General features: G+C 67.1%; 12 protein-coding genes and 1 tRNA gene. 10 read left to right on the top strand and 3 right to left on the bottom strand.

Annotation, left to right across the window (positions count from 1 at the left end):
* Positions 1–246: 246 nt before the first annotated feature.
* The 5 genes from AC3WQZ_RS31195 (at position 247) to AC3WQZ_RS31175 (ending at position 4604) form a co-directional block, all read left to right on the top strand.
* Complete coding sequence (locus AC3WQZ_RS31195) at positions 247–2298, top strand: VC_2705 family sodium/solute symporter (RefSeq protein WP_010814366.1); 2052 nt, start codon at positions 247–249, stop codon at positions 2296–2298.
* A gap of 85 nt (positions 2299–2383) precedes the next feature.
* Positions 2384–2474 (top strand) — tRNA-Ser (locus AC3WQZ_RS31190).
* Positions 2475–2787: 313 nt separating this feature from the next.
* A complete protein-coding gene (locus tag AC3WQZ_RS31185) occupies positions 2788–3309 on the top strand; it encodes a GNAT family N-acetyltransferase (RefSeq protein WP_010814365.1) in 522 nt (173 codons plus the stop codon).
* A 119-nt stretch (positions 3310–3428) separates the two neighbouring features.
* Entirely contained in the window at positions 3429–4277 is an 849-nt protein-coding gene (locus AC3WQZ_RS31180) for a D-amino acid aminotransferase (protein WP_010814364.1), read from the top strand.
* A gap of 51 nt (positions 4278–4328) precedes the next feature.
* The gene (locus tag AC3WQZ_RS31175) at positions 4329–4604 is read left to right on the top strand and encodes a hypothetical protein (protein WP_010814363.1); all 276 of its coding nucleotides are present in this window, start codon (positions 4329–4331) and stop codon (positions 4602–4604) included.
* 16 nt (positions 4605–4620) lie between these two features.
* Here the strand turns inward: AC3WQZ_RS31175 and yfiB are convergent, their stop codons facing one another.
* The 3 genes from yfiB to yfiR are packed head-to-tail and all read right to left on the bottom strand — an operon-like array spanning position 4621 to position 7012.
* On the bottom strand, positions 4621–5142 hold the full coding sequence (gene yfiB / locus AC3WQZ_RS31170) for an outer membrane lipoprotein YfiB (protein WP_041687459.1): 522 nt from the start codon (positions 5140–5142) through the stop codon (positions 4621–4623).
* 8 nt (positions 5143–5150) lie between these two features.
* A complete protein-coding gene (dgcN, locus tag AC3WQZ_RS31165; protein ID WP_010814361.1) occupies positions 5151–6416 on the bottom strand; it encodes a diguanylate cyclase DgcN/YfiN in 1266 nt (421 codons plus the stop codon).
* Complete coding sequence (gene yfiR / locus AC3WQZ_RS31160) at positions 6413–7012, bottom strand: regulatory sequestration protein YfiR (RefSeq protein WP_011615706.1); 600 nt, start codon at positions 7010–7012, stop codon at positions 6413–6415. The genes dgcN and yfiR overlap by 4 nt, the downstream gene beginning before the upstream one ends.
* Before the next feature lie 305 nt (positions 7013–7317).
* Between yfiR and AC3WQZ_RS31155 the strand changes: the two genes are divergently transcribed.
* The 5 genes from AC3WQZ_RS31155 to AC3WQZ_RS31135 all read left to right on the top strand — a co-directional run bounded on the left by AC3WQZ_RS31155 (position 7318) and on the right by AC3WQZ_RS31135 (position 9396).
* Entirely contained in the window at positions 7318–7779 is a 462-nt protein-coding gene (locus AC3WQZ_RS31155; protein ID WP_492301871.1) for a CopD family protein, read from the top strand.
* A gap of 64 nt (positions 7780–7843) precedes the next feature.
* Complete coding sequence (locus AC3WQZ_RS31150) at positions 7844–8248, top strand: lysozyme inhibitor LprI family protein (RefSeq protein WP_010814358.1); 405 nt, start codon at positions 7844–7846, stop codon at positions 8246–8248.
* Positions 8249–8315: 67 nt separating this feature from the next.
* Positions 8316–8519: a hypothetical protein gene (locus AC3WQZ_RS31145; RefSeq protein ID WP_010814357.1), complete on the top strand. Its 204-nt coding sequence runs from the start codon at positions 8316–8318 to the stop codon at positions 8517–8519.
* Positions 8520–8635: 116 nt separating this feature from the next.
* Positions 8636–9058 (top strand): YXWGXW repeat-containing protein, encoded by a 423-nt coding sequence (locus AC3WQZ_RS31140; RefSeq protein ID WP_010814356.1) that lies wholly within the window; start codon positions 8636–8638, stop codon positions 9056–9058.
* 113 nt (positions 9059–9171) lie between these two features.
* On the top strand, positions 9172–9396 hold the full coding sequence (locus AC3WQZ_RS31135; protein WP_010814355.1) for a hypothetical protein: 225 nt from the start codon (positions 9172–9174) through the stop codon (positions 9394–9396).
* The last annotated feature ends 70 nt before the right edge of the window (positions 9397–9466 follow it).

Raw genomic sequence — 9466 nt, 5'->3', positions numbered from 1 at the left:
TTTGGCGACAACCTGCCCAAGACGCGCTCGGGCAAGATCATGCGGCGCCTGCTGCGGTCGCTGGCCAAGGGCGAGGAGATCACGCAGGACACCTCGACGCTGGAGAATCCGGCTATCCTGGAGCAGCTCAAGCAGGCGCAGTGATCGTCTGGCTTCGGCCCGATCGAGCCCTTGAACCCGCCGCCGCGTTCCCGCGCGCCGGCGGGTTTGTTACGATAGCCCCCCACCGACCACGGACCGTCCCCAATGCCTGAAGCCCAGTCGCGCTTTCGCCGACGGTTGCTGCTGTACTACGGCCTGTTCACGCTAGGGTTGTTCGGCTTCGTCGGCATGATGGGGCTGCTTGAAAAGTCCAATGCCGATGCGCTGTGGCTCGGCTACGTCTTCCTCTTCATCACCATCGCGATCTATGCCTGCATCGGCCTGATCTGCCGCACCTCTGACCTGAACGAGTACTACGTTGCCTCGCGGCGCGTGCCGGCGCTGTTCAACGGCATGGCGATTGCCGCCGACTGGATGAGCGCGGCGTCCTTCATCGGCCTGGCCGGCATCCTGTTTGCCTCGGGCTACGAAGGGCTGGCCTATGTGATGGGCTGGACCGGCGGCTACTGCCTGGTGGCCTTCCTGCTGGCGCCGTACCTACGCAAGTACGGCGGCTACACCATTCCCGATTTCCTCGCGGCGCGCTACGGCAACGGCAAGCCCGGCGGCAACCTGCCAGTGCGCGCGATCGCGGTGCTGGCGGCCTCGCTCTGCTCCTTCGTCTACCTGGTTGCGCAGATCCAGGGCGTGGGGCTGGTGGTGACGCGCTTTATCGGCGTGGAGTTTGCCGTCGGCATCTTCTTCGGGCTGGCCGGCATCCTGGTGTGCTCGTTCCTGGGCGGCATGCGCGCGGTCACATGGACGCAGGTGGCGCAGTACATCATGATGATCGTCGCCTTCCTGGTCACGGTATCGATGATCGCGTGGAAGCATCACCACGAAGCGTTGCCGCAGCTCAGCTACGGCACGCTGCTGTCGCAACTCGACGCGCGCGAGCAGCAGCTGGAGCGCGAGCCGGCCGAGCAGGCCGTGCGCGAGTACTACCGGCAGCAGGCCATCCTGCTGCAGGAGCGCATCGCCCGGCTGCCCGATTCCTTTGCCCAGGAGCGCGACGCGCTCGACGCGCGGCTGCAGGACCTGCGCACGCGCAATGCCCCGCTGCGCGACATCAAGTCGCTGGAGCGCGAACGGCTGGAATTCCCGCGCGACCCCGCGGCGGCACAGCAGCAGTGGAACCAGCAGCGGGCAGACGCACTGGCCCGCAGCCGCCATTCGCTGTCATCGACCGAACCCTATCCCGCGGCATCGGAGCAGGAGCGCAAGACCAAGCGGCTGAATTTTGTCCTGCTGGTGTTCTGCCTGATGGTCGGCACCGCCAGCCTGCCGCACATCCTGACGCGGCTCTACACCACCCCGTCGGTCAAGGAAACGCGCAACTCCGTGGCCTGGGCCGTGTTCTTCATCGCCTTGCTGTACGTGTCCGCGCCCACGCTGGCAGCGTTGGTCAAATTCGAGTTCTTCCAGCACCTGGTGGGAACCCCCTACGCCGAATTGCCGCAGTGGGTGGTGCAATGGCGCAAGGTCGATCCACCCGTGTTCGGCATCCGCGATGTCAACGGCGACGGCATCGTGCAATGGGCCGAGATCCTGCTCCAGCCCGACATGATCGTGCTGGCCGCCCCGGAAATCGCCGGCCTGCCATATGTGATCTCCGGCCTGATCGCCGCCGGCGCCCTGGCCGCGGCGCTGTCCACCGCCGACGGCCTGTTGCTGACCATCGCCAATGCGCTCTCGCACGACGTCTTCTATCACATGGTCGACCGCCAGGCGAGCCACCAGCGGCGCGTCACCACCGCCAAGATCGTGTTGCTGGGCGTGGCGCTTTTTGCCTCCTACGTCACATCGCTGCGCCCCGGCAATATCCTCTTCCTGGTCGGCGCCGCGTTCTCGCTGGCCGCCTCCAGCTTCTTTCCGGTGCTGGTCCTCGGCATCTTCTGGCGCCGCACCACCGCCGCCGGCGCAGTCGCCGGCATGGCCGCCGGGCTGGGCGTGGCGGTCTACTACATCATCGTCAACTACCCGTTCTTCACCCGCATGACCGGCATCTTCGGCAACCGCTGGTTCGGCGTCGACCCGATCGCCTCCGGCGCCTTCGGTGTGCCGGCGGGCTTCGCCGTGGCCATCATCGTCAGCCTGCTGACGCCACGCAATGCACCGGTGATCGACCGGCTGGTGAGCTACCTGCGCAAGGGGTAGGGCGGATGGGGTTGTCAAGTAAGGGGGGATACGGCGACGAGGCACTGGATTCGCCAGGCAACTCTGCTATAATATCGGACTTCCCGGAGAGATGGATGAGTGGTTTAAGTCGCACGCCTGGAAAGCGTGTATAGGTTAACAGCCTATCGGGGGTTCGAATCCCCCTCTCTCCGCCAGAACACTATGCAAAGCAAAGCCGCCCGCCTGGGCGGCTTTTTTTGTTTCCAGTCTCTGGTGGCTTCGTATGCCTGAAGAGCTCAAAGAAAAGCCCTCGGCCAGGGTAGGCGAGGGCTGAAGTAGTAGTGGGCGAGTCGCGGGATCGCCCGTGAGCGATGGTCGTATAGGACCTTGTATCGCGCATCCCTCTAAATAGAGGTGTTGCCGCAAGGCGACATGGCTATGCCAGCCATCTCGGCGCCGGATTGGCTGAGCGTGCCAAGCCAGTCGTTCTGTCCGCCAAGTTTTAGTGTCCATGAGAGGGCTTCCGCCATGTACCCGGTGCCCGGTATCCTCCCGGCCATGACCAAACTCACCTTCCAACTCGAAATCCGCCCCGCCTTGCCCGCAGACGCGCAAGCGGTGGAAGCCATCCTGACCGACACCTACCTCGGCACCTGGAAGCCGCAATTGACAGCCGCCGCGGCAGCTGCTTTTGAACGGCAAGGCAAGACCCGAAGCTACGTCGAAGCGCGCCTGCAAGCATTCCGCGTAGCCTGCGTGGATGGCGTGCCCGCGGCCATGGTGGATTGGGAGAACAACTTTATCTGGGCCCTGCATGTCGGGCGAACATGGCAACGCATGGGGCTGGGCGGGGCGCTGCTGGCCCATGCCGAAGGCGAGATTGCCCGCGCCGGGCATTGCGAGGCGAGGCTGGAGACGGACACATTCAACGTGCAAAGCCGCTCGTTCTACCGGCGCCATGGTTATGCCGAGATCGATTTCTATCCCGACGAAAGCTGGGACAGCGGCTTTACCACTGTGCTGCTGTCGAAAGCGCTGCCGCCAGCCTGAGCCTGCGCGCCGGCGCCGGCTTGGCACGGGTAGCCAACCTCATGCGCAAATTGCATGAACCTGTGTGCCTGCCCGTGAAAGAATCAGGCATCTATTTCGAATCTATGGCACTTGCCCCCATGTCCGAACCCATCGTTCACCTCAACGGCACCCTGACCCCTCTCTCCGAAGCCCGCATCCCCGTCCTCGACCGCGGCTTCATCTTTGGCGATGGCATCTACGAAGTCATCCCTTACTACAACGGCAAGCCATTCCGCGCGGACCAGCATCTGGCCCGCCTGCACCGCAGCCTGGAGGGCATCGGGATTCCCGATCCATACAGCGCCGGGCAGTGGCTGGAGCTGGTCGGCGAGGTGGTCGAGGCCAACGGCCTGTCGGACCAGCTGGTCTACATCCAGGTGTCGCGCGGCGTCGCCAAGCGCACGCATGCGTTTCCGAAGGAGGTCGTGCCGACGGTGCTGATCATGACCAACCCGATGGCGTTGCCGTCGGCGCAGATGCTTGAGCAGGGCGTGGCGTGCGTGACGATGGAGGACCGGCGCTGGCTGAACTGCCAGATCAAGTCGACGTCGCTGCTGGGCAACGTGCTGGCGGCGCAGCATGCGGTGGAGCACGGCGTGATCGAGGCGATCCAGTTCCGGGATGGCTGGCTGACCGAGGCGTCGGCGTCCAATGTGTGGGTGGTGCGCGATGGCCGCGTGATGGCGCCGCCCAAGGACAACCTGATCCTGGAAGGCATCCGCTATGGGTTCATGGAAGAGGTCTGTGCCGCGCTGGGGATTGCGCTGGAGGCGCGCCGCATTGCGAAGGAAGAGGTGTTCGCCGCCGATGAGGTGATGCTGTCGTCGGCCAGCAAGGAGCTGCTGCCGGTGGTGACCATCGATGGCCGCGCCATCGGCAAGGGGGTGCCGGGGCCGGTCTTTGGCCGGCTTTACGCTGCGTACCAGGCTGCCAAGGCTGCGCTTTGAGCTGATTTGCGTGCGTGCTAGGATGCCTCGGGATCGATCGAGGAGTCAGCCATGGCCAAGCGTGAGCGTGGCCGGCGTGCCCTGCAGGACGAGGTGAGCCGGCGCATCCAGCAAATCTATGAAATCGGCGAGGACGGCGCCAAGGTCCGGGTGCCGGCGCCTGTGCCGCACGCGCGCGATGCGCGCGGGCGCAACTGGAATATGACGGGCTTCGGCAATGCGTCCGGCTACGAGGCCAGCATCCGCGCGGTGGTCGACAAGGTGCGCGACGAGTTCGACCTGAGCGACGCGCCGGAGAACCGCGCGCCCAATCCGTTCGGGGACTGAAGCGCCGGCCGTCGTCCTACTCGACCGATACGACGATGGCGACGCGCCGGTTCTCGCTGCGTCCGGCGGCGGTGCGGTTGTCGGCCACTGGGCGGCTCTTGCCCCGTCCGCGAACTTCGATGTTTTCCGGCGCAAAGCCGGCGCCCGCCAGCAGCCTTGCCACCGCTTCGGCGCGCCGCACTGACAGCGACTGGTTGTATTCGGCCGAGCCCGCGTCGTCGGTGTGGCCATCCACGCGCAGGCGCTCGATGCCCGCGCCCTTCAGCGCCCGCCCGAGGCGCTGCACATTGGCGGCGCGCTCAGCGTCGATCAGGTCCTCATTGAATCCGAACAGCAGCTTGTCTGACAAGCCGAGTTCCCAGCCTTCATCGGTCAGGGCGAAGCCTTCCTGCTTCAGCACCGCGACCTGGGCCGGAGACAGCCCGGTGGCGGGCGGCGCGGTCTGGCAGCCGGCCAGCGACAGCCCCGCCAGCACGACGGCGGCGAGCCAGAGTTTCCACAGGGACTTCCAGCAGGGCGGGGTCAGGCGTTCGGGCATGCGGGTTCTCATTGCGTGACGTCCAGGCGCGGCTCGGCGCTTTGCCAGGTGCCGCCGGAGCGCCGCTTGGCGCCGTACATGGCGGCGTCGGCCGCGTGCAGCAGCGCCTGGCTGCCTTGCGCGTGGACAGGGAAGACGGCCAGGCCGATGCTGAGCGACGCCTGCACCGTGCTGCCGTCGGGCAGGTCGATCGGGGCGGACATCGCCTGCAGGATATGCTCGGCGATATGGATGGCGTCGCGCGGCGCGCGCAGCGCTGCGGCCAGCACGGCGAATTCGTCGCCGCCGATGCGTGCCACGGTGTCGCCGGCGCGCAGGCTGGCGCGGATGCGCTGGGCCACGGCCACCAGCACGGCATCGCCGGCGGCATGGCCGTGGCGGTCGTTGATGTTCTTGAAATCGTCACTGTCCAGGTACAGCACGGCCGCGTATTCGTCGTTGGCAGCGGCATGGCGCACAGCGTGCTCCAGCGCTTCGACGAAGGCGGCGCGGTTGAGCAGGCCGGTCAGCGCATCGTGGTTGGCGCGGTGGGCGAGCGAGCGGTTCTCGTGCTGCATCTGGTTCTGCCAGGTCTGCAGTTCGTCCAGCAGGCCGTTGAAGTCCTCGCTGAGGGCATTGAGTTCCGCGATGCTGGCCGGCGGCGTGCGCTGCGCGAAATCGCGCTTGGAACGCACCGCGTGCGCCACGCGCATCAGGTTGCGCAGCGGCTCGACGATCTGCACCAGCAGCCGGCTGGCCAGGTAGTGGGCGCCGACGGCGGTCAGCAGCAGGCAGCCAAGCAGGCCGAGCGCGCCGCGCAGCAGGAAATGCAGCAGGTTGCGGGGATCGCCACTGACGCGCAGCATGCCGACCTGTTGCGTCTGGTGCAGGATCGGTTGTTCCACGACCCCCATGCTCAGCCACTCGCTCAGCACGTGGCGCAAGCCGGTCAGTGGCGCCTGGCCGGGGCGCTGCCATTCGGCCAGCACGTGGTTGCCGTGGTCGTAGACGGTGGCGCGCGCGATGTCCTCGGACGCGGCGATGGCCGCCAGTGTCTCGCCGGTGGCCGCCTGGTCGCGGAATACGACCGGCGCCTCCAGGGTGTAGGCGATCGAGCGGGCCACCAGCCGCACGTTGTGGTCGGCATAGACGCGCAGTGCGGTCAGGCCCAGGGCGGTCAGCGATACCCCGGCAGTAAATACCGCGATCAGCGCCACGCCCAGGTGGATCCGGCGCAGCACGCTGTAGAGGGTGGGGCGGGCGCCGTTGCCGCGCGCCGGCTGGTGGGCGCTCATGACGGCGCTCCCTTGCGGCGGCCCAGCTGCAGCACGCCGGGGTGCACGTGCACGCCGCTGCGGGCGAGCGTGTCGAGGTTGACGCGGAACGAGACCTGCTGGTCGCGGATGTTCAGGCAGAACATGCTGCCGACCTCGCACTCGAAGTCTTCCTCGGCGATCACCAGCACAGGGCGGCCGGTCAGCTCGCCCGACAGCCGCTTGCGGCGGGCTTCGTTCATGGCGCCGATGTAGAGGGCATCGCAGGCCGGATGCAGCATGTCGGCCAGCACGTCGACCTGGCGCGCGCGCACCGGGCGGCCGTTGGCGAGCGTGCCGCCTTCCATCAGCCGCGCGGAGTAGCGGCTGGTGCTGTCCACGCACAGCCGCACCGGGTCGCGCTCAACCGGCCAGCGTGCATACCCCAGCAGGCTGAAGACCACGCGCGCGACCAGGTCGGTGCGCTGCGGCGCGGGCTGCGCCGTCACCGCCGGCGGCAGCATGGCCGGCAGCACCGCCAGCGTCACGGCGAGCAGGGCCGGCAGGGCGCGGCGCAGCAGCGGTGGACGTCGGGTGGAATCGGCACTGGGAAGGGCGCTGGCTGGGGCAGGAGCCATGGTCTGGGAAAGGAGGTTCGGTACGGCCTGTATGGATGGTGGGCTGGCCGCAGCCGCGGTTATTGTCCGGGGGCGGGTTCCGGGCGGTCAAGCGTCCGGCACGGGCGGAATCCGCCCCGGAACCCGCTTGTGCGGGCATGCTTGCGTGGGGCCCGTTTGCGACGCGGCGTGATACGGAATGTTTAACGGTTTTGGGTCGTTTTCCTGAAGTCAGGCGGGAACGCGCGCAGCGCTTCGCCGTGGCGGGCACAACACTTAGAATGGGTCCATCGTCCCCAACGCGCGCCTCGCCGCCGCATGCCGCCATGATTGCCGACCCGCTTTTCCGCTTCCTGCACGTTGCCGGCGTTGCCGTCTGGGTGGGCGGCATGTTCTTCGCCTACCTGTGCCTGCGGCCGGTGGCCGGCACCGTGCTGGAACCGCCGCCGCGGCTGCGGCTCTGGCGCGGCGTGTTTGCCCGCTTCTTCCCGTGGGTATGGGCGGCGGTGATCGCGATCCTGCTGAGCGGTGCGGCGATGATGGCGGCAGTGGGCATGTCCGCTGCCCCACGCAACTGGCACCTGATGATGGGCGTCGGCCTCGTCATGACGGTGATTTTCTGCTACGTGTGGTTTGGGCCGTATCGCGTGCTGGGCCGGGCCGTGGATGCCCAGGACTGGCCGGCCGCCGGTGCCGCGCTGAACCGCATCCGGCAGGCGGTGGCGACCAACCTGGTGCTCGGGCTGGTCAATATCGCCGTGGCCACGCTGGGGCGCTGGCTGGCCTGAGCGGCCCGATGCCCCGGCATGGCCCTGCATCGTCGCGTCACCACCTGGCAATGGGAGAGCCGTTATGCGCGTCATCGCATGTCTTGCCGTCCTTGGCCTTGCAATGGCGGGCGCACCGGCCCGCGCCGAGCAAGGCAATGGCCTGAGCGCTGAATATGAACGCTGCATGGCCAAGGCCATTTCGACTGCCGACATCCTCGGCTGCGCTGCGGTCGAAACACGGGTCCAGGACGTGGCGCTGAACAGCGCCTATCAAGGCTTGCTGCGGCGGCTGGAAGCGCCGCGCACCGGCCAGTTGCGGGTGGCGCAGCGTGCCTGGCTGGAATTCCGCCAGGCCAATTGCGCCTATGTGGCCAATCCGGCCGGCGGCACGGCCGCGCGCGTGGCCGGAGCGACCTGCATGGCCCGCATGAGCGCCGCGCGGGTGCGCGAATTGCGTGACTTCGCCACCGAGGCCGCCGCCCGGTGAGTGGGCGAGCCATGTGCTAGAGTTCCCAGACACCTGTGCTGCGGCACGTCTCACCAGGAGATGGATCATGGCAAGTGAATCGCGGAACAACCTGAAGGCCTTTGTGCAAACGGCGCCCCAGGCGGGGCGCTATGTGTGGGTCATCGCGCTGGTGGACTTTGGCGCGCAGCAGATCCGGCGCGCCATCGTTTCGGACGACACCTTCACCACCTCGGATGCCGCGCGGGTAGCGGGCGAGGCCCAGCTCAAGGCGATGGCCGAAGACCACTAGGCTGGGCCAGTGTTGCGCGCCGGCATCTTTGTGATCAACGGATACCGTTTCTTACATTGCGCCGGGATCGGTGCGCGCTAGACTGTGGGCATGTTCCTCCACAAGAAAGGACTCCCATGACACATCGCGCGCTCCGGCCGGCCAAGGTCCTCCTGCTGGCGGCCCTGCTGGGTTCCGGCCTGACGTTCAGTGCGGCGTCGATGGCCCAGGTGTCGGTCAATATTGCCATCGGCGTACCACCGCCGGCCCCGATCTACGAGGTCGTGCCCGCACCGCGCTCCGGCTATGTCTGGATGCCGGGCTACTGGGACTGGGATGATCACCACCACAAGCACGCCTGGAAGAAGGGGCGCTGGGAACGTGAACGCCCCGGCTATATCTATGAGTCGCCGCGCTGGATCCAGTCGCGCGACGGCTGGGTGCTGGTGCCGGGTCGCTGGGACCAGGGCGGGTACAAGGACAAGGGGCAGAAGGATAAGGGCCACAAGGACAAGGGCTATCACTGCCCACCCGGCCACGCCAAGAAGGGCGAGTGCTGAGGTGCCGGCCACCGGGCGCAGCACGGTGACGCCGGGTGGCCTTGCCATGCTACGATCGCCGCCATGACAACCGCGCCCACGCGGCACATCGGCGGCGGATACCGGAGGTAGCAATGGCAAAGCACGTTTTCACGCGCGCGCAGTATCTCGACATCCTCAATGACAGCCTGCGCAAGCATCCCGGCTGGCAGCCCGGCATGGCCTTTGTGTTCCTGCCGCCTGGCGCCGATGCCAGCCAGGCCACGGCCGTGGGCTGCACCGGGCCGATGGAGGCCATTCCTGTCTATGCGGAAATCCAGCGGGTGGCTGCCGAACTGATCGAAGTCGGCAACGAATAGCGGCGCCGGTCGCGTTGCGGCCGGTGGGTGCCGCGAGTGCGTACAATACCGGCCTCTACAGACTTTCGGA

Source organism: Cupriavidus sp. FW305-26, from assembly GCF_058787975.1.
The sequence above is the reverse complement of the archived record's forward strand: the minus strand, read 5'-3'. Positions and strand labels throughout refer to the sequence as shown.